Annotated in this window: 19 protein-coding genes; 10 read left to right on the top strand and 9 right to left on the bottom strand. The window is 29.5% G+C overall.

What is annotated here, in order from left to right:
• Nucleotides 1–36: 36 nt before the first annotated feature.
• From Q0842_RS10985 to Q0842_RS10955, 7 genes are all read right to left on the bottom strand, one after another.
• Nucleotides 37–369, bottom strand: coding sequence for a hypothetical protein (locus Q0842_RS10985; protein ID WP_298497969.1), 333 nt, complete (start codon nt 367–369; stop codon nt 37–39).
• The gene (locus tag Q0842_RS10980) at nt 369–671 is read right to left on the bottom strand and encodes a DUF6787 family protein (protein WP_298497967.1); all 303 of its coding nucleotides are present in this window, start codon (nt 669–671) and stop codon (nt 369–371) included. Before Q0842_RS10980 ends, Q0842_RS10985 begins: the two co-directional genes overlap by 1 nt.
• Before the next feature lie 34 nt (nt 672–705).
• Nucleotides 706–1,143, bottom strand: coding sequence for a DUF6146 family protein (locus Q0842_RS10975; protein ID WP_298497965.1), 438 nt, complete (start codon nt 1,141–1,143; stop codon nt 706–708).
• Between the two features lie 210 nt (nt 1,144–1,353).
• Nucleotides 1,354–1,992: a DUF937 domain-containing protein gene (locus tag Q0842_RS10970; protein WP_298497962.1), complete on the bottom strand. Its 639-nt coding sequence runs from the start codon at nt 1,990–1,992 to the stop codon at nt 1,354–1,356.
• Nucleotides 1,993–2,121: 129 nt separating this feature from the next.
• Nucleotides 2,122–3,072: a D-2-hydroxyacid dehydrogenase gene (locus tag Q0842_RS10965; RefSeq protein WP_298497960.1), complete on the bottom strand. Its 951-nt coding sequence runs from the start codon at nt 3,070–3,072 to the stop codon at nt 2,122–2,124.
• 51 nt (nt 3,073–3,123) lie between these two features.
• Entirely contained in the window at nt 3,124–4,188 is a 1,065-nt protein-coding gene (gene serC / locus Q0842_RS10960; RefSeq protein ID WP_298497958.1) for a 3-phosphoserine/phosphohydroxythreonine transaminase, read from the bottom strand.
• A gap of 77 nt (nt 4,189–4,265) precedes the next feature.
• Nucleotides 4,266–5,324: an acyl-CoA reductase gene (locus Q0842_RS10955; RefSeq protein WP_298497956.1), complete on the bottom strand. Its 1,059-nt coding sequence runs from the start codon at nt 5,322–5,324 to the stop codon at nt 4,266–4,268.
• A 100-nt stretch (nt 5,325–5,424) separates the two neighbouring features.
• Here Q0842_RS10955 and Q0842_RS10950 point away from each other — a divergent pair, with 100 nt between their 5' ends.
• Both Q0842_RS10950 and Q0842_RS10945 read left to right on the top strand, forming a co-directional pair.
• A complete protein-coding gene (locus Q0842_RS10950; protein ID WP_298497954.1) occupies nt 5,425–5,778 on the top strand; it encodes a 4Fe-4S dicluster domain-containing protein in 354 nt (117 codons plus the stop codon).
• A gap of 108 nt (nt 5,779–5,886) precedes the next feature.
• The gene (locus tag Q0842_RS10945) at nt 5,887–6,492 is read left to right on the top strand and encodes a thiamine diphosphokinase (protein WP_298497952.1); all 606 of its coding nucleotides are present in this window, start codon (nt 5,887–5,889) and stop codon (nt 6,490–6,492) included.
• Between the two features lie 4 nt (nt 6,493–6,496).
• Here Q0842_RS10945 and Q0842_RS10940 read toward each other — a convergent pair whose 3' ends face one another.
• Nucleotides 6,497–8,038: a hypothetical protein gene (locus tag Q0842_RS10940; protein WP_298497950.1), complete on the bottom strand. Its 1,542-nt coding sequence runs from the start codon at nt 8,036–8,038 to the stop codon at nt 6,497–6,499.
• A gap of 288 nt (nt 8,039–8,326) precedes the next feature.
• On the opposite strand from Q0842_RS10940, the gene ychF reads away from it, so the two are divergent.
• The 8 genes from ychF to Q0842_RS10900 all read left to right on the top strand — a co-directional run bounded on the left by ychF (nt 8,327) and on the right by Q0842_RS10900 (nt 17,825).
• The gene (ychF, locus tag Q0842_RS10935; RefSeq protein ID WP_298497949.1) at nt 8,327–9,421 is read left to right on the top strand and encodes a redox-regulated ATPase YchF; all 1,095 of its coding nucleotides are present in this window, start codon (nt 8,327–8,329) and stop codon (nt 9,419–9,421) included.
• 108 nt (nt 9,422–9,529) lie between these two features.
• Nucleotides 9,530–10,000 carry an SRPBCC family protein gene (locus Q0842_RS10930; protein WP_298497947.1) on the top strand — a complete coding sequence of 157 codons (471 nt, stop codon included), beginning with the start codon at nt 9,530–9,532 and terminating at the stop codon, nt 9,998–10,000.
• Between the two features lie 133 nt (nt 10,001–10,133).
• Complete coding sequence (locus tag Q0842_RS10925; protein ID WP_298497946.1) at nt 10,134–11,039, top strand: DMT family transporter; 906 nt, start codon at nt 10,134–10,136, stop codon at nt 11,037–11,039.
• Nucleotides 11,040–11,149: 110 nt separating this feature from the next.
• The gene (locus tag Q0842_RS10920) at nt 11,150–11,848 is read left to right on the top strand and encodes a TonB-dependent receptor (protein ID WP_298497945.1); all 699 of its coding nucleotides are present in this window, start codon (nt 11,150–11,152) and stop codon (nt 11,846–11,848) included.
• Between the two features lie 141 nt (nt 11,849–11,989).
• Complete coding sequence (locus tag Q0842_RS10915) at nt 11,990–13,843, top strand: DNA topoisomerase IV subunit B (protein ID WP_298497944.1); 1,854 nt, start codon at nt 11,990–11,992, stop codon at nt 13,841–13,843.
• A 152-nt stretch (nt 13,844–13,995) separates the two neighbouring features.
• Nucleotides 13,996–14,130, top strand: a complete 135-nt coding sequence (locus Q0842_RS10910) for a hypothetical protein (protein ID WP_298497942.1) — start codon at nt 13,996–13,998, stop codon at nt 14,128–14,130.
• A gap of 9 nt (nt 14,131–14,139) precedes the next feature.
• On the top strand, nt 14,140–16,791 hold the full coding sequence (locus Q0842_RS10905) for a DNA gyrase/topoisomerase IV subunit A (RefSeq protein ID WP_298497940.1): 2,652 nt from the start codon (nt 14,140–14,142) through the stop codon (nt 16,789–16,791).
• 248 nt (nt 16,792–17,039) lie between these two features.
• Nucleotides 17,040–17,825: an endonuclease/exonuclease/phosphatase family protein gene (locus Q0842_RS10900; protein ID WP_298497937.1), complete on the top strand. Its 786-nt coding sequence runs from the start codon at nt 17,040–17,042 to the stop codon at nt 17,823–17,825.
• On the opposite strand, the gene Q0842_RS10895 is transcribed toward Q0842_RS10900, so the two are convergent.
• On the bottom strand, nt 17,826–19,091 hold the full coding sequence (locus tag Q0842_RS10895) for a carboxypeptidase-like regulatory domain-containing protein (RefSeq protein ID WP_298497935.1): 1,266 nt from the start codon (nt 19,089–19,091) through the stop codon (nt 17,826–17,828).
• Nucleotides 19,092–19,149 lie beyond the last annotated feature (58 nt).

Genomic DNA, 19,149 nt, shown 5'->3' with positions numbered 1-19,149 from the left:
TTTAAAAGTATTTAAAATGAGATATGATATGATTTTTTAAACTAAAACAGGTGGACCTCTTAAAGAGAAAGATAAAGGCCGATGATTATTAAGAAATTTATATGTTACATTGTAAGTAAGAGTAGGGGATTCCGTTTGAAAAAACTCAATAAATTCTTCTGATAATTGAAAGTGATGGGTAATACTAAATTTTTGGAACTCACAATCTAAATCAACTTTATGTATATGTGTACTATCGTCACCTAAACAAATTTTATGATTGTGGTGTTCAAAAATGTGAGCTAATTTTACTCCAGCAGGAACCAATAGCGTTGTTACCAACAAAACGGTTAGTAATTTAAAAACGATATGTTCCTTAATAAGTTTCATTAATCAACAAATCTTTTTAACCCAATTCTACGAAGCATTTTCTTTTCAAAATTCCAGAAAAATTTGTGTTGACCAAATAACCAACCAAAAAGTACTAGTAAAAATTGATATACTATAAAAAGAAGTATTATACGAATTACCCAATAGCCTATACTACCAAAACTTTCTGTGGTGATATTGAGGAAATTTAATATGGGTTTACCAATATATGATGCTGTTGAACCAGTAATAGCAAACACACAAAATATGACAACAATTTGCCAATTATGTTCAATATCCCAACGTGCTTTTAGTTTTTCCAAGTTTGCAATTTTACGCAAAAATATTAAAACAGATTTAAATTCTTGGAAGAAATGGTCCTAATCTTTGTTTATAGGTTAATTGGAAGTAAATAAAATAGTTATAAAGCATGTAATTAACCTCATAGCCGTAGTCTATACCTTGCTGATAATTAATTTGTAATTCATATAAGTTTGTATCAAACCTTTGGGGTTGTAGTACTCTTTGATTCCATTCATTTACTAAAATAAAATTTCTGTTTTCTAAAAAGGACTGAGTATAAAAACCTTTTGGTCTTGCCCTGCTTGCTAACCAAAAATTAAAACCTGGTTCAATAATTATAATTTCGTATTCTATCTCTTCATTAGCAATTTTAACCGTGTCATTTTTTTTTAGACTTTCTAATCGCTCATCATTTTTTGATGATGTTGATTTAGTTGAATTACAGTTAAAGATGAAAATAGAAAGCAGTAAAATGTATATTATTTTTTTCATGATTTATGTTGTTTTCATTTCAAATATATAACTGAATGCCATCATTTATAAGTAAGAATGAGTTAACTAATACATTCGTTGAGTAAACGAATTACTTTTCTATTAAATTTACAAAAATCATTCCTAAATTATTGATTTTGAATACTGTTTAATAAAAAAAAGAGCTAAACAAGTTGTTTAGCTCTTTAATTATTTTATTCTTTTTGAATGTTATTTTCCTCCAAAAAGACCTCCTAAAAGACCTCCTAGGCCTCCTTTTTTGCTTGCATTACCAAGAACCATTCCTGCAACATCGTCAACAATACTTCCATCTCCGTCAGCATCTAAAATAGATTCTAAGAAACTTTGTTCTTTATCTGCAGAATTACCACCAAGTAAACCACCAAGTAAATCTCCTATTCCATTAGAAGAGCTTATGTTTTGTTGTTTTGCTTGATTTCCTAAAACACCCATTAAAATTGGCGCAGCAACTTTTAAAATATTACCAACAGATCCAGCATCTAAACCAGATTTTTCTCCTAATATTTTTTCAACTCCTTGTTGTTTAGCTCCTAAAACGTGTCCTAATATTTTAGACCCATCTTCTTTTACATTATCATCAACACCACCACCAAATAAACCACCAAGATTGTCTAAAATACTACCGTTGTGCTTTCCTTGGATTGCTCCCATTAGTCCTTCTGCTCCTTGTGGAGTTGAAGCATTACGTTGCATGGCTTTCATTAAAACTGGTAATGCCATTGTTAATACGCTACTAGTTTTGCTTGTATCGTTTCCTGTTGAACCTGCTACTCCGCTAATAATAGTTTTTCCTAGGTCACTGTTTAATAAGTCTAAAATTCCTGCCATGTCTTTTTGTTTATTGTATATGTTAATTAATAAATTTTTGATAAAATTGGAAGCTTAAAGTACAAAAAAAGTCCCAACTTGTTATAGTTAGGACTCAAATATTACTTTTAGGTCACATTTATTTTTATCTTATCCTAAGATACTAATAATCTGTGATGCTAATTCTGTACCAATTCTATCTTGCGCTTCGTTAGTTGCAGCACCAGTATGTGGTGTTAGTGAAAGGGCAGGATTCATTAATAATTGCATTTCTGGTTTTGGCTCTTTTTCAAAAACATCAAGTGCAGCTCTTGCAACTTTTCCACTTTCAATTGCTTTTACTAAAGCAACTTCATTTAATACACCACCACGAGCAGCATTAGCTATAATAACACCATCTTTCATCATGTTAAATTCAGCTTCATCTATAACGTAATCTTTTTGTGCAGGGACATGAAGCGTAATAAAATCAGCTTGTTTTAAAACATCTTCTTTAGAAATAGTCTTAATATTAAAATTCACTTTTTGTCCATCAAAAAAGTCTAATTCTAAATTTGCTTCTTCTAAAAACGGATCAAAAGCAATAACTTTCATACCAGCTCCAAGTGCTACTTTTGCAGTAGCTTGTCCAATACGACCAAAACCTAAAACACCTAAAGTTTTTCCTTTAAGTTCTGTTCCTTTAGCATATGCTTTCTTTAGGCCTTTAAAGTTACTATCTCCTTCAAGAGGCATTTCTCTGTTTGCATTATGTAAAAAACGAGCCAATCCGTATAGGTGTCCAAAAACTAATTCGGCAACAGAATGCGAAGAAGCTGCAGGTGTGTTTATAACGCTTAAACCTTTTTCTCTAGCATATTCAACATCAATATTGTCCATACCAACACCGCCACGACCAATAATTTTTAATCCTGGGCAGGCATCAATTAAATCTTTACGTACTGTTGTTGCACTACGAACTAAAAGTACTGTAATATCTTTTTCGTTTATATAATTAATTAATTGCTCTTGTGCTACTGTAGTTGTACTTACGTTGTAACCAGCTTTGTCTAATGCATCGATACCACTTTGTGAGATACCATCGTTTGCTAATACATTCATTGAAATTCTATTTTTAGTATTTCCGCAAAAGCGAAAACATTTATATTTTATTTATGCTTTACTTTCTAATTCACTCATTACTTCAACTAAAACCTTTACACTATCAATAGGCATAGCGTTATACATTGAAGCTCTGTAACCACCAACACTTCTGTGACCGTTAACACCACTAATACCAGCTTCTTTAAGCATGGTTTCAAAAGTTTCTTTTAAGTTTTCATTTTCTAAAGTAAAAGTGGCATTCATACTAGAGCGATCTTCTTTTGAAGCAAAACCTTTAAATAATGGGTTTAAGTCAATTTCAGAATACATTAATCGAGACTTTTTTTCATTTTCCTTTTCAATAGCAGCAATTCCACCAAGGCCTTTTAACCATTCTAGTGTTAGCATTGATGTATAAACAGGGAATACAGGAGGAGTGTTGAACATACTTCCTTTATCAATATGTATTTTGTAATCCATCATAGATGGTATTTTTCGAGATACTTTACCTAAAATATCTTCTCTAATAACCACTAGAGTAGTACCTGCAGGGCCCATGTTTTTTTGGGCACCAGCATATATAAGTCCAAATTGTGTGAAATCTAGAGTACGAGAAAAAATATCGCTACTCATATCACAAACTAAAGGAATATTAGTTTGTGGAAACGATTTCATTTGTGTTCCGTAAATGGTGTTATTTGAGGTACAATGAAAATAATCATAATCTTCAGGTATTTCATAACCTTTAGGGATATAATTATAGTTAGCATCTTTAGAAGAGCCAACCTCGTAAACATCATCGTAAATTTTTGCTTCTTTAATAGCTTTTGCTGCCCATGCACCAGAATTTAAATACCCAGCTCTTTTCTCTAAAAGATTTAAAGCTACCATTAAAAACTGTGTACTAGCACCTCCTTGTAAAAATAAAGCTTTATAGCCTTTGCCTTCAAGACCTAGTAATTCTAAAGCTAAGGATCTAGCATTTTCCATAATGTCAACAAAAGCTTTGCTTCTATGTGAAATTTCAATTAATGATAAACCACTATTGTCTAAATCGACAACTGCTTGAGAAGCTTTTAATAATACTTCTGGTGGTAAAATAGATGGGCCTGCACTAAAGTTATGTTTTTTCATTTTTCGTCGTCTAATTTAAAGAAACAAAGGTCCTAATTAATTAGGTAATTTGTGTTAAATAATCAATAATTTTTTCGTCAAATTGCTGACAAAAATTCAATGGAATCTACATCATCCGCATAATCCCAAAGTTCTGGTTTTTGAGTTTCTCCAAAAGCAATTTCATTTTCTAAAAACCCTTTGGAAACTATGCATTGAATTTGTTCTTTTTTTGATTTTAAGTATTCTTTTAATTTTGACAAATCTTCATATTGCTCATAGAATAATGTTGCTATTGGTGAAGCAAAACTTTGGTCTTCTTTTATCATGAAAAATCCATTTTCAAGCATATCAAATTCGCTCATTAAATAAACTGCTTTGTTATAGTCGTAATTGTTAGCGTATTTGGCTTTTTCAACTATGGGATGCCAATGGTAAATTGCTTCGAAAAAGGCATCAAACTTATAACCTTTTGGCACAAAAAGTTTAGATACATTTCTACAGCCTAAACCATAATATCTAAATATATCATCAGATAGATTTATTAAATCATCTTTAGTTTCAATACCTGTTATAACGGCTATTGAATTTCTATTGTTTCTTATTATTGAAGGCTTGCCTTTAAAATAGTATTCAAAATAACGAGCAGTATTGTTACTTCCTGTAGCAATTACGGCGTCGAAATTTTCAATTTTAGCTTCTGTAAAAGATATGTTGCCTTTAAATTGTGGTTCAACATACTCTAAATACTTAGCTAGATAAGGCAGTAAATGTTTATCATTTGATGATTGTTTTACTAATACCTTGTGTCCTGAAATAAGAACTGATAAAAAATCATGAAATCCAACCAAAGGAATGTTTCCGGCCATTATAATAGCTACTTGTTTGGGGTTTACATTTTCTATATTATAAGGTTTTAACCAAGTATTTAAATTATTAGAAGTTAAAGCATCAGACCAAGATTTAAGAGCAAACTGTATATTTTCTTCTGTAAACCAACCATTATGTTCTTTTGCTAGTTTTAGCTGGTGCTTAAAGCCATCGAAAAAAGTGTCGTTGTGTTCAACATTATCTTCCTTTTGGATATCTTCATTAGAAAATTGCCTTAAAAAATCTCCTAATTTTACAAAAGCATTAATTCTTTCTTGTAATTTCATCCTTAATTTGGTTATGAATGGTTTTGGCTTTATTTTTGCAATTGCAAATTTAAGGAAACTCAAATAGAGTTCTTTAAATTTTAAAAGATAAAAAAATACTATGGCAATTATAATAACAGATGAATGTATAAATTGTGGTGCTTGCGAACCTGAGTGCCCAAATACAGCAATATATGAAGGTGCTGATGATTGGCGCTATAAAGATGGTACAAGTTTAGAAGGTACAGTAGTACTAACTAATGGAACTGAAGTTGATGCTGATGAGGCTCAAGAACCTATAAGTGATGAGCTTTACTACATTGTACCAGATAAATGTACAGAGTGTAAAGGTTTTCATGATGAGCCACAATGTGCCGCAGTTTGTCCTGTAGATTGTTGTGTGCCAGATGAGGATGTAGTTGAAACTGAAGAGGAATTACTAGCTAAACAAAAATTCATGCATCCTGAAGGATAATTTATAAACGAATTTATTTATACAAAAGAATCCTGAGCTTTAGCTTAGGATTTTTTTATTGGTTGTTTTAAAATTTGATGAATACATTTGTTTTGTAATTTTGATATAATGAATTCTAAAAAAGCATTTCTTCTATTAAATGGTGAGCCGCCATTAAAGATTCCAGATTTAACAAGTTATGCTGTTATTTGTGCTACAGATGGGGCTTTTAATATTTTAAAACAGCAAAATATTACTCCAGATTTTATAAGTGGTGATTTTGATTCTTTAAAAAGCCTACCAAAAAATATAGAAGTTATTAGTACTCCAAATCAGGATTTTACAGATTTTGATAAAATTTTACAAATTCTTTTCAATAGAAGTTTTATTGATATTCATGTCTTTGGAGGTAGTGGTCAAGAGCAAGATCATTTTCTTGGAAATTTGCATACTGCTCTTCAATGGCAAGATAAACTTAATGTTACTTTTTTTGATAATCATGGTTTTTATTTTTTAGCAGATAAAAAGGTAAAACTATCAAATTGTAAAGGGAAAAACGTGTCTTTGTTTCCTTTCCCAAAAGCAACCGGAATATTAACAAAGGGGTTGCAATATGCTTTAAAAAATGAAACTTTATTTTTTGGAGGAAAAATAGGTACAAGAAATAAAGCTGTTGAAGATGATATTGAAATTACATTTGAAACAGGAGATTTATTTCTTTTTGTAAATGATTAGTGGTTTAGTTAAATTTAAGTTTTACAAACCTTTGGTTTTTTAAATTGTCTATATCTTGGCCAAACATTAAAAGCGTATCATCGTTTACCCAATTATATAAAGATGGTCTAATTGTAATACCTTCTAAATTATCATTTTTAATTAATATTTGTCTTTTGTAATTACCTGTTTTTAAATCTACATTAGTAGCTATAAAAGCTCTGTCAAAATCAGTAAAATAATTTGCTAAACGCCCTTTAGAATGATTTAGGTTTTTAGCACTACAATTATATAATAAGTACAATTTATCATTTTTGTAAACAGGATGGTATGAGTTGTAAATAAACACATTAGGCTTATCGTTTCTTTTACCAATTTTATTAGCCCAAATTATACTGCCATTACTATCTAATTTTATAGCCGCAATATCGTGATGATAATATGTAATAGCATAATTATAAGAATAAGACCATACTTGTTCTGCTAGAACCAAAATCTCATCATTATCAAGTTTTATGGTTTGTTTTAATATGTAGTTTTGGTCGGCGCGTTTACCATCATTATATTTTGCTATGGCTTTGTTTTTCTTTTTACCATCTTCCATAAGTTTTGAGAAAAAATCAGAAGAAAATTTATTATAATTAGAAGATAATATTTCTCCGTTTGTAAGATTAATTTTTGAAGCGTAAACACCATTCATAGCATATAAGTCTTTTTCAGAATATAATCCTGTTAAAACTAATTCTTCGTCATTGATAAGAGAAGTGTTTAAGGATCTTAAATGCACATTTTCGGGCTTTATAGTTGTTAATAGCCCTAATTGGTTACTCTTTATTTGATAAAGTTGAAATTCGTACCTGTGATTGTTTTCGTCATTAAAAGTTTTATAAGAATTATATTTTTTACAAAGTATAAAAAGCTCATTCTTACTATTCATAAAAATGCTTCTATATGACAAAACATCGTTATTGTAGGGAAAATCATAATAATTACTGGTTTTTTCATTAAAATCTGAATCAAAAGTTTGAATTCTTATTTTGGCAGTTTCTTTGTTTTTATTTGGTATGGTGTAAAAAAGTGTGATTGTATTTTCATCATCACTAATAAGAAATCTGCTTAAAGAGTTTTTTGCGTTTTTAGAGTCGTTTAAAACGGTAGTAATAAGTTTTTTTGGACTTAGGGAGAAAGTAGATAAATCTATGTTTTGATAATAATAGTTTTTTCCTTCTTCTGTTAACAAATAAAAAACATGAACAATTTTAGTTTTTAGTTTTGTTAATCCCAATGAATTAAATTTACCTTCATAGGATTCATTTTTTAAATTGATTTCTTTATTAGATGGCGTTAAGTCTAAATTAAACTTTCTTAAAAACATATCATCACCTTGTCCATACTTACCTTCAGAGTACAGTAAATAATATCCATTTTCATCTTGTCCTATTATATCAACAGGAATTTCTCTTTTTTCATTTTTAAAGATGGCACCATATTCAATATCTATTTTGCTTTGCGCTTTTAATAGGTAATTACTTAAAATAATAAGGCTTAAAAACAGGAGATTTTTCATAAGTCTGAAACAGAAAATTATTAAGTAAATATAATAATTTTAAGATTTGGTTACCTATTTGCTTAAGAAAATATTATTCACTTTTAAAGGCTTTCATTTCTAATGTAGGTTTAATATTTTTTTGGTTTTCCCAATTTTTTTTTTTCAAACTTATTTAACTTTTTATTTTGGTTGTTTGTGTTATAATTTAGATAATCTTACAAATAAAAAAGCTAAAATGCTCAATAAATATTTAGTCTCAAAATTCTTTTTTATTAACTACATTTGCACTCGCAAAATTATTTAATTATGAAAGCAGGTATCGTAGGATTACCAAACGTAGGGAAATCAACGTTGTTTAATTGTTTATCAAATGCAAAAGCACAAAGCGCAAATTTTCCGTTTTGTACAATTGAACCTAATATAGGTGTGGTTAATGTGCCAGATCCTCGTTTAGAGAAATTAGAATCTTTAGTGAATCCAGAGCGAGTTTTGCCAGCAACTGTAGAGATTGTTGATATAGCAGGATTAGTTAAAGGAGCAAGTAAAGGTGAAGGATTAGGAAATCAATTTTTAGCTAATATTCGTGAAACAGATGCGATTCTTCATGTTTTAAGATGTTTTGATAATGATAATATTGTACATGTCGATGGCAATGTAAACCCTATTCGTGATAAGGAAACTATCGATATGGAATTACAGCTTAAAGACTTAGAAACAGCCGAAAAAAAATTAGATAAAGTTAAGCGTGCTGCAAAAACTGGAAACAAAGAGGCTCAAAAAGAAGAAGCTGTTTTATTAAAAATAAAGGCAGGCTTAGAGTCTGGAATTTCTGTTAGAGCTTTAGAGTTTAGTGATGAAGATTATGTAGAATTTGTAAAACCTTCACAATTTATAACAGATAAGCCTGTTATGTACGTATGTAATGTTGATGAAGGAGCTGCAGTTTCAGGAAATGATTATGTTGAGAAAGTTAAAGAAGCTGTTAAAGATGAAAATGCTGAGGTTTTGGTATTAGCTGTTGGTACCGAAGCAGATATAAATGAATTAGATGATTATGAAGAACGCCAAATGTTTTTGCAAGATATAGGTTTAGATGAACCAGGTTCTGCAAAATTAATTCGTTCAGCATATAAATTACTTAACCAGCAAACGTATTTTACTGCAGGTGTTAAAGAAGTTCGAGCTTGGACTATCGATATTGGTGCAACTGGACCGCAAGCAGCAGGTGTAATTCATACCGATTTTGAAAAAGGTTTTATTAGAGCAGAAGTTATTGCTTATGAAGATTATATAGCTTACGGAAGTGAAGCCAAAGTAAAAGAAGCTGGTAAAATGCGAGTTGAGGGTAAAAATTACATTGTTAAAGATGGAGATGTAATGCATTTTTTATTCAACGTATAGAATATTTAAAGAGTTTTAAATTTATTAGTGACTTTTTTCTTTTTAGCGTGTCTGTATTTATTAATATATCTCCCTCTCATTAGATCATAAATAATTTAAAATTTTCTCATGCCTTTAGTTCAAATAGAAACTTTTATTAATGCAGATATACAAACTTGTTTTGATTTAGCTCGTAATGTTGATTTCTACCAAAAATCAATAAAAAACTCTAGAGAAATAGCAATAGATGGTAAAACTACTGGTTTAGTTGAGGCAAATGATTTTATCACTTGGGAAGCAAAACATCTAGGTTTTGTTAGGCACATAACTTTAAAAGTAACGGAATTTAATAATCCATCTTTATTTGTAGATGAAATTGTTGAAGGGGATTTTAAAGCTTATAAGCATGAGCATATTTTTCGTAAAAGCAATAATAAAACTATAATGATAGATAAGTTCTATTTTGAATCTAATTGGGGAGTTTTGGGTAAAATAGTGGATAAGTTTTTTATGAAAAAATATATGATAAATATTTTAAAAATAAGAAATAAAACTCTAAAAGAAAAAGCTGAAAAAATTCAACTTGAAAGCATTTCTTAATAATACCTAAAAACAATTTTCTAAAAAAAGAAATAAGAAGACTCATGTTTGTAAATCATATAAAATGGTTTGGGCATCGTAATTTTTATTTTACAGTTCTTATTTTTTAAAAAGACCTCTTTAGTTTCGTTTCATGCAATCAAAAAAACAATTTTGGTATGGAATAGGCATTGGTGTTTTAGGAATTGTAATGTTTTCCTCAAAAGCAGTCATGGTAAAACTAGCCTACAACTATAATGTAGATGCTATAAGTATTTTACTATTACGTATGCTATTTTCATTTCCTTTTTATATAGTTATTGCATTTGTTTTTAATAATCAAAAGCCAATACAAAATCCAAACGCTAAAGATTATTTGTGGCTCATATTTTTTGGCTTTGTGGGTTACTATTTAGCAAGTTATTTTGATTTTGTTGGGCTTACCTATATCAAAGCAAGTTTAGAACGTATTATATTGTTTTTATATCCTACCATAGTGCTTTTACTAAACAAAATATTTTTAAAAAAAGCTATTACTAAAGTACAAGGCCTTGCTATTGGGTTGACTTATTTGGGTATAGTAATAGCTTTCTCCAATGAAGTTTCTATTTCTGGTACAGACACTTATTTAGGAGGTTTTTTTATATTGTTAAGCGCCATAACTTATGCCTCTTATTTAGTAGGTAGTGGTTGGTTAATTCCCAAATTTGGAGTTATGAAATTTACAGCTTATGCTATGATTGTTTCATGTGTTTGTGTTTTTATACATTATAGTGTAATAAGTGAAATAAACCTTTTTAGCTTCTCAAAAGAAGTATATGTATTAGGGTTTTTAATTGCTGTTTTTGCAACAGTTATTCCATCATTTTTGGTCTCTGCATCTATAAAAATGATTAGTTCTTCTAACTTTGCAATTGTAGCAGGTATTGGGCCAATTTCTACTATTATATTGGCCGCTGTTTTTTTAAATGAAAGATTAACTTTGTTACAATTATTTGGCGCTTTAATTGTTGTATTTGGTATCGTGGTAGTATCAGTAAAAAAAGAAAATAGAAAATAATTTAATTAATACAAGTATTGCATTTCATCGATTTGTTGGGTTAAATCATTTTAATTTATAGTCTTAAAGCTTTCTTCATTCGTAAATAAATTAAAATAAACCCCAAATTTATGAATGCTAAACAATCACTATTAACCGTTTTTTTATTAATTTTTTCTTTTCTTTCTCACGCACAAATAGATGCTGATGAACCCAAATTCGCAGTTGGTTTTTCTACAGGATACAACAGAGGCTTTGGTGCACAAATAAGTATAGCTGCATTGCGTCCGCTGGAAAGTCTGCCGGTTCAAATAAGATTTGGTATTGGATTAACTAAATTAAATCCTGGGAACTCTGCAGATGCTAGGCGTATTTTTATCAATAATGCTACAAATGGAGTGCCTGAAGAAAAAGCAAAATCTTTTGATTACAGACTCGATTTTATGTTAAACTCTAATTTCATTAATTCTGAAGCTACAAAAATTGTTTTTGGACCCAGGTATTCAAGTTTTAAAGCTAATTTCAAGTATGTAGGTGGTAATGAGGATTTTGATGTTACTTCAAAACAATTTGGAGTGGGTTTAGGTATAGAAAGTCAATTTAAAATTAATGATAAATTTAATCTTTTGGCAGCTGTAGGTTTAGACTATTTTTTTAATAATACATTAAAAGGACATGATACTTCTTATAGTCCAGATAACGACAATGTAAATGCTAGAAATGATAACACAAATAATAATGTAGAATTCACGTTTAAAGATGCAAACAAGGCTATAAAACAACCCAATTTAATGCCAAGGGTACTTATTGGTTTAGTTTATAAACTATAATAAGTATTAACATATAAGTGTTTAAGCCAATGTTCTCAACAACATTGGTTTTTTATTGTTAATTACTTTGTATGCTTACTGTTTTATTTTTTAATTGGTTGTGCTATATTAGCAACCCTCACTAAGTTTTCTGAAAAACAAATGGCAAAAGAAACCAAATATACCGAAGATAATATACGTTCATTAGATTGGAAAGAGCATATTCGTATGCGTCCAGGAATGTATATTGGAAAACTTGGAGACGGGTCTTCACCAGATGACGGTATTTATATACTTTTAAAAGAAGTTTTAGATAACTCTATTGATGAGTTTGTAATGGGGGCAGGGAAAACCATCGAAATTTCTATACAAGGAAATAAGGTAATTGTTCGAGACTATGGACGTGGTATTCCATTAGGGAAAGTTGTCGATGTGGTCTCTAAAATGAATACTGGTGGTAAATATGACTCTAAGGCATTCAAAAAATCAGTAGGTTTAAATGGAGTAGGTACTAAAGCGGTAAATGCACTTTCAAATTATTTTAGGGTTGAATCGAACAGAGAAGGTAAATCTGCTTCTGCTGAATTTGAACAAGGAAACTTGACTAAGCAAGACATGCTTGATGATACTACCCGAAGAAAAGGAACAAAAGTATCATTTATACCGGATGAGCTTATATTTAAAAACTATAAATACAGAAGTGAGTATGTAGTTAAAATGTTAAAGAACTATGTGTATTTAAATCCAGGTTTAACCATAGTTTTTAATGGTGAAAAATATTATAGCGAAAACGGTTTAAAAGATCTTTTGGCAGAAAAAATTGCAGAGACCGATTTACTTTATCCAATTATTCATTTGCGAGGTGATGATATAGAAGTAGCTTTAACGCACAGTAAAACACAATATAGCGAGGAGTATAACAGTTTTGTAAATGGACAAAATACAACGCAAGGAGGTACGCATTTAAATGCCTTTAGAGAATCTTTAGTTAGAACCATACGCGAGTTTTATGGTAAAAATTATGATGCTTCAGATATTAGAAAATCAGTAGTAAGTGCTATTGCTATTAAAGTCATGGAGCCAGTATTTGAAAGTCAAACTAAAACCAAATTAGGATCTACCGATATGGGAGGCAATTTGCCTACAGTAAGAACCTATATAAACGACTTTTTAAAAACGAAACTAGACAACTATCTACATAAAAACACAGATACTGCAGAAAAAATACAGCGTAAAATTTTGCAAGCTGAACGCGAGCGAAAAGAGTTATCAGGTATTAGAAAACTAGCAAAAGATAGAGCAAAAAAAGCAAGCCTACATAATAAAAAATTACGCGATTGCCGTGTGCATTTTGGGGACACTAAAAATGAAAGAAATTTAGAAACCACTTTGTTTATAACAGAGGGTGATTCTGCTTCTGGAAGTATTACAAAATCTCGTGATGTAAATACGCAAGCTGTTTTTAGCTTAAAAGGTAAACCATTAAATTGTTATGGTTTAAGTAAAAAAATTGTTTACGAAAATGAAGAATTTAATCTTTTACAAGCAGCATTAAATATTGAAGAATCTCTTGAAGATTTAAGATATAATAACGTAGTTATTGCAACAGATGCCGATGTAGATGGTATGCACATACGTTTACTTTTAATAACTTTCTTTTTGCAGTTTTTTCCTGAAGTTATTAAACAAGGTCATTTGTATATTTTACAAACCCCTTTATTTAGAGTAAGAAACAAAAAAGAAACAATTTATTGTTATTCTGAAGACGAACGACGAAATGCTATAGAAAAGTTAAAACCAAAACCTGAAATAACAAGGTTTAAAGGTTTAGGTGAAATCTCACCAGATGAGTTTAAGCACTTTATAGGTGATGATATTCGTTTAGACCCAATAATGTTAGATGATAATATGTCTATTGAAGAGTTATTATCATTTTATATGGGGAAAAATACACCAACAAGACAAGAATTTATAATTGATAATTTAAAAGTAGAATTAGATCTGATAGAAGAATAAAATCTTTATGTTATCATATAAAGAATTATATATGTTTAAAATTAAATATTTAGTAATTTTGTAGTACAAAATTTAATTAAAATTATAAATCTCTTAGTTTTAGGGAGTTTGATTTTTAAGACCTAAATACTAAGTATTAAAAATTATATAACATGTTATATTCAAAAGAAAAAAGAAAAGAAAAAAAACGTTCCTACGATTATTTGCACAATCATGATATTACAGGTAAAGCTAAAAAGCGTAGAAAAAAAGGACGAATAACTTTAAGCGGGAAACCAAAAGCGTAATTAAAATTAATGACAGAAGACCAAAACGACGATTTAATTAATAGCCAAGACGAACCTCAAGAAACAATAACCCGTGTAACGGGAATGTATAAAGATTGGTTTTTAGATTACGCCTCATATGTAATTCTAGAACGGGCAGTGCCAGCTATTGAAGACGGTTTTAAGCCTGTACAACGTCGTATTATGCATTCTATGAAAGACCTTGATGATGGACGCTATAATAAAGTAGCGAACATTGTAGGGCATACTATGCAGTACCACCCACATGGTGATGCAAGTATAGCAGATGCCATGGTGCAAATTGGTCAGAAAGACTTGTTAATTGATACTCAAGGAAACTGGGGGAATATTTTAACAGGTGATAGGGCAGCAGCATCGCGTTATATTGAAGCACGTATTTCTAAGTTTGGACTAGATGTTGTTTTTAATCCTAAAATAACCGAATGGCAAGCTAGTTACGATGGACGTAGAAAAGAGCCTGTAAATTTACCAGTAATGTTTCCTTTACTTTTAGCTCAAGGAGGTGAGGGTATTGCTGTAGGCTTGTCAACCAAAATATTACCACATAATTTTATAGAACTAATAGATGCTTCTATCAAGCATTTACAAGGTAAACGATTTACTTTATTACCCGATTTCCCTACAGCAGGAATAGCCGATTTTTCAAATTATAATGATGGTTTAAGAGGCGGGAAAGTTCGTGTACGATCTAAAATTTCACAACTCGATAAAAACACGTTAGTTATTACAGAATTGCCTTTTGGTACTACAACATCATCACTTATAGATTCTATTTTAAAAGCGAATGATAAAGGTAAAATTAAGGTAAAAAAGATAGAAGATAATACTGCTGCAGAGGTTGAGATTTTAGTTCATCTTCCGTCAGGTTTATCTCCTGATAAAACTATAGATGCACTTTTTGCTTTTACTAGTTGTGAATCTTCCATATCACCTTTAGGTTGTGTTATTGAAGATAATAAACCTTTATTTGTTGGCGTTTCAGAAATGCTTAGACGCTCAACAGATAATACCGTTCAACTTTTAAAACAAGAATTAGAAATAAGATTAGGAGAGTTTGAAGAACAATGGCATTTTGCATCTTTAGAGCGAATATTTATTGAAAATAGAATTTATCGTGATATAGAAGAAGAAGAAACATGGGATGGCGTTATAAATGCTATTGATAAAGGATTAAAGCCCCACATTAAACATTTAAAGCGTGCTGTAACAACTGAGGATATTGCTCGTTTAACAGAAATTCGAATTAAACGTATTTCAAAATTTGATATTGATAAAGCTCAACAAAAAATTGATGCTTTAGAAGATCAAATAGCAGAAGTTAAACATCATTTAGAACATCTTATTGATTATGCAATAGCTTATTTCACCAGATTAAAAAAAGAATATGGAGAAGGACGTGAACGCAAAACCGAAATTAGAACTTTTGATGATGTTGATGCCACAAAAGTAATTATTAGAAACACGAAACTCTATGTGAATAGAGAAGAAGGATTTATAGGTACATCATTAAGAAGAGATGAATATGTAGGGGATTGTAGTGATATTGATGATATTATTGTTTTTACCAACGAAGGTAAAATGATGGTAACTAAAGTAGATTCTAAAACATTTATTGGTAAAGGAATAATTCATGTTGCTGTTTTTAAAAAGAAAGACAAACGCACCATCTATAATTTGATTTATCGTGATGGAAAAAAAGGACCTTCATATATAAAAAGGTTTGCTGTTACAAGTATTACAAGAGATAGAGAGTACGATTTAACAAACGGTAATAAAGGTTCAGTTGCATTATATTTTTCAGCAAATCCTAATGGAGAAGCAGAAGTAGTTTCAATCAATTTAAGACAAGCTGGAAGTATAAAAAAATTAAAATGGGATATTGATTTTGCTGATATTTTAATAAAAGGAAGAGCATCAAAAGGAAATTTAGTTACTAAATATCCAGTTAAACGTGTTGAATTAAAAGAGAAGGGCGTATCTACCTTAAAACCAAGAAAGATTTGGTTTGATGATACTGTACAAAGATTAAATGTTGATGGTAGAGGAGAGCTTATAGGAGAATTTAGAGGTGAAGATAAATTGCTTATCATTAACCAATCTGGTATGATTAAAACAGTAACACCAGAAGTGACAATGCATTTTGATGATGATATGATTGTATTGGAAAAATGGGTGCCTAATAAGCCAATTTCTGCTATTTATTTTAATGGTGAAAAAGAATTGTACTACGTAAAACGTTTCCTTATTGAACAAGAAGGCAGAGAAGAATCTTTTATTTCAGATCATCCAAATTCTCAATTAGAAATAGTATCTACAGACTGGAAACCTATGGCTGAAATCGTTTTTGCTAAAGAACGTGGTAAAGATCGTAAAGATAATTTAGAAATTAATTTAGAAGAATTTATTGATATTAAGGGATTAACCGCACAAGGCAATCAATTAACAAAAGATAAAGTTAATCAAATCAATCTTTTAGAAGCTTTACCTTATGAAGCTCCAGAAGAGGTTCATGCTGATGATATAGAAGTTGTTGATGAAAAAGAGGTGTCTGCTGGCGTTTCAGATAATGAAAAAAGCATTCCTTCTGCTAACGATTCAGATACCAATATTGATGAAGAGGGGCAAATTAACCTTTTTTAAAAAGTTACTTTTTTTCACTTTTAATAAAATTAAAAATTATCAAAAAAATAGGTTATTCAATATCTCTTTTATTAAGTATTATCTTAATAATTGCTAGTTTTGTTTGTTATTATCAATTAAGTGTTTATTCTTTTTTGTTTTCTTTATTTATCTCAATTTTATTTTTGTTAAATATCTTATTTTTAGCTATTTGGTTAATAAAGAGAACTAAACATTTTGTTTTTCCTCTCATAAGTTTAATAATATTTTTGTTTCTTTTTGATACTCCTTTACAGCTAAATATAACTAATGATAAAGCAGATGATTTGTTATGCTTTATGACTTTTAACGTTAAAGGATTTGGCTCAACAAATCGGTATAGAAATTTAAAAACAAGTAAGAAAATATTAGAATTTACTAAAGGAATAAATCCAGATATTATTTGTTTTCAAGAGTTTTCAAGATTTGAATTTAAAAGTTTTGCATATTATCCTCATAAATTTGTAGGGTATAGACAAGGTTTTGAAAAAACACTACAGGTAATTTATTCTAAAAATCCAATTATAAATAAAGGATATATTGATTTTCCTGATACAAGAAACCAATGTATATATGCAGATATAAAAATTAAAGATAATGTAATTAGGGTCTATAATATTCATTTACAATCTTATATGCTAAGAGTAAATAGATCGAATCTCACTTATAAAGGGAGTAAGAGAATTTCAAATAAAATAAATATTGCTCAAAATAAACAAGAAGAACAAGTAAAAATTGTACTAGATCATGCAAGTAAATTTGATGGCACTATTGTTTTTTCTGGAGATTTTAATAGCACACAATATTCCAAAATTTATAAGCAATTAAAATATAATAAACAAGATTCATTTATTGAAGCAGGATTTGGATTTGGTGCAACATATCCTCTTTTTAATTACCCTTTTAGAATTGATTATGTTTTAACAGGTGATAATATTAAAATTCTATCACATCAAAATTTTGATTTAAAACTATCAGACCACGAGCCTGTTTTGGTAAAAATGAAACTAAATTAATTATGTTCGTTTTAACTGTTTCTGTATTTTTTTTATTGCAGATTCAATAGACTTTTCTGGTTCAATTATATTATAAGCACCCCAAAATAATGGATCAGAAAATCCAGAAGCTTTTTCACTTAAAATGGTTGTAGGCCTAATTAATTGTTTTCTAATCTTAGCAAGTTTAGTATCATAGATTTTCCAATCTGTTATGGCCATTTCACTATTTAGCGTATAAACATTATTAAAAAGTTTGCCTTTCCAATTTACTTTAAATGTTAAAGAAATATTACTATATGCATAGTGCCATTTTCCGTTTGTTGTTCTATAATTAACACGATAAGTTGCTTCGGTAGGATACACATCTACTTTTCTTGGCTTTTTTCTAACATACATTTGGCTAGACAATTCTCTGTTTGTAACATTTAAGCTATAAACAGCGTTTGTTAATGCCAGAGTTTCAGCATCTATATATAGTTTTCCGTAGTAAAGCGGAATGTTAATATTTTCTTTTTGTTTAAATTTAATAACATAAATATCACGGTCATTTATTTTGGTTGAGTTTACATAACTAAATTCATATTTAGGTAAATCTTCAGGTGTAAAAATAAATTCAGGGTATTTAATAATATCTGTATATAAGTTACTAAAAGGACCTCCTTGCAACTTTAATGCTATAGTATCTAGCTTAGAATAATCAGTATTTTTTCTTGCTTTAATAAGTTCTATATGATCATTTTTAAAATTATTATAAGGTTGTTTATGGATTTTAACTACAGCTTCAGAAAGAGAGGCGTTTCTTCTTCTTTTCTTAATGGTTTCTCGATAAAAAGCTGTCATTAATGTATTGTTATTATTATAAATACTACTTTTCTTTTTAAGAGTTTCTTCTACAATTTTACGCGCATCTATAGTTGTTGTTGTAATACTAATTTCATTTAATTTAGTATAAGCTGGTAAAAGTTTAATTTTTTCATGATTCTTTATTGAAGAAATTTTTATTTTCTTTGTTTCATATCCTAAATGAGTAATAGTTAATTCGCCTTCTAACAAATTATTGGGAATTTTTAAAAGAAATTCTCCGTCGTTATTAGTAACTGTACTAATATTTGAATCTTTGATTACAATATCTGTAAACACCAATGGAGATTTTGTGTCATTGTCAATGACCTTGGCTTCAATTTCTATAAATGTATTTTCAGTTTCTGATTGAGCTTTTAAATTTGAAGAAAATAACAAAAGAGCACAAACAGAAACAACTATTAGTTTAATTATTTTTTTCATGACTATTAATTTTAAGGTATTCTTAATATACGAAAAAAAATAATATAATTAGCTAGTA

It is taken from the genome of uncultured Algibacter sp. (assembly GCF_947495675.1).
Taxonomy (GTDB): domain Bacteria; phylum Bacteroidota; class Bacteroidia; order Flavobacteriales; family Flavobacteriaceae; genus Algibacter_B.
Note: the sequence above shows the minus strand (reverse complement) of the source record. Positions and strands in the feature narration are given on the sequence as shown.

Bases quoted from the DNA above. Each gene is read 5' to 3' on its own strand.
- Q0842_RS10910 (WP_298497942.1), top strand. From the start codon at position 13,996: ATGTTATATTCAAAAGAAAAAAGAAAAGAAAAAAAACGTTCCTACGAT.
- Q0842_RS10920 (WP_298497945.1), top strand. From the start codon at position 11,150: ATGAATGCTAAACAATCACTATTAACCGTTTTTTTATTAATTTTTTCT.
- Q0842_RS10930 (WP_298497947.1), top strand. From the start codon at position 9,530: ATGCCTTTAGTTCAAATAGAAACTTTTATTAATGCAGATATACAAACT.
- Q0842_RS10985 (WP_298497969.1), bottom strand. From the start codon at position 369: ATGAAACTTATTAAGGAACATATCGTTTTTAAATTACTAACCGTTTTG.
- Q0842_RS10925 (WP_298497946.1), top strand. From the start codon at position 10,134: ATGCAATCAAAAAAACAATTTTGGTATGGAATAGGCATTGGTGTTTTA.
- serC (WP_298497958.1), bottom strand. From the start codon at position 4,188: ATGAAAAAACATAACTTTAGTGCAGGCCCATCTATTTTACCACCAGAA.
- Q0842_RS10975 (WP_298497965.1), bottom strand. From the start codon at position 1,143: ATGAAAAAAATAATATACATTTTACTGCTTTCTATTTTCATCTTTAAC.
- Q0842_RS10895 (WP_298497935.1), bottom strand. From the start codon at position 19,091: ATGAAAAAAATAATTAAACTAATAGTTGTTTCTGTTTGTGCTCTTTTG.
- Q0842_RS10905 (WP_298497940.1), top strand. From the start codon at position 14,140: ATGACAGAAGACCAAAACGACGATTTAATTAATAGCCAAGACGAACCT.
- Q0842_RS10965 (WP_298497960.1), bottom strand. From the start codon at position 3,072: ATGAATGTATTAGCAAACGATGGTATCTCACAAAGTGGTATCGATGCA.
- Q0842_RS10945 (WP_298497952.1), top strand. From the start codon at position 5,887: ATGAATTCTAAAAAAGCATTTCTTCTATTAAATGGTGAGCCGCCATTA.
- Q0842_RS10955 (WP_298497956.1), bottom strand. From the start codon at position 5,324: ATGAAATTACAAGAAAGAATTAATGCTTTTGTAAAATTAGGAGATTTT.
- ychF (WP_298497949.1), top strand. From the start codon at position 8,327: ATGAAAGCAGGTATCGTAGGATTACCAAACGTAGGGAAATCAACGTTG.
- Q0842_RS10970 (WP_298497962.1), bottom strand. From the start codon at position 1,992: ATGGCAGGAATTTTAGACTTATTAAACAGTGACCTAGGAAAAACTATT.
- Q0842_RS10915 (WP_298497944.1), top strand. From the start codon at position 11,990: ATGGCAAAAGAAACCAAATATACCGAAGATAATATACGTTCATTAGAT.
- Q0842_RS10940 (WP_298497950.1), bottom strand. From the start codon at position 8,038: ATGAAAAATCTCCTGTTTTTAAGCCTTATTATTTTAAGTAATTACCTA.
- Q0842_RS10950 (WP_298497954.1), top strand. From the start codon at position 5,425: ATGGCAATTATAATAACAGATGAATGTATAAATTGTGGTGCTTGCGAA.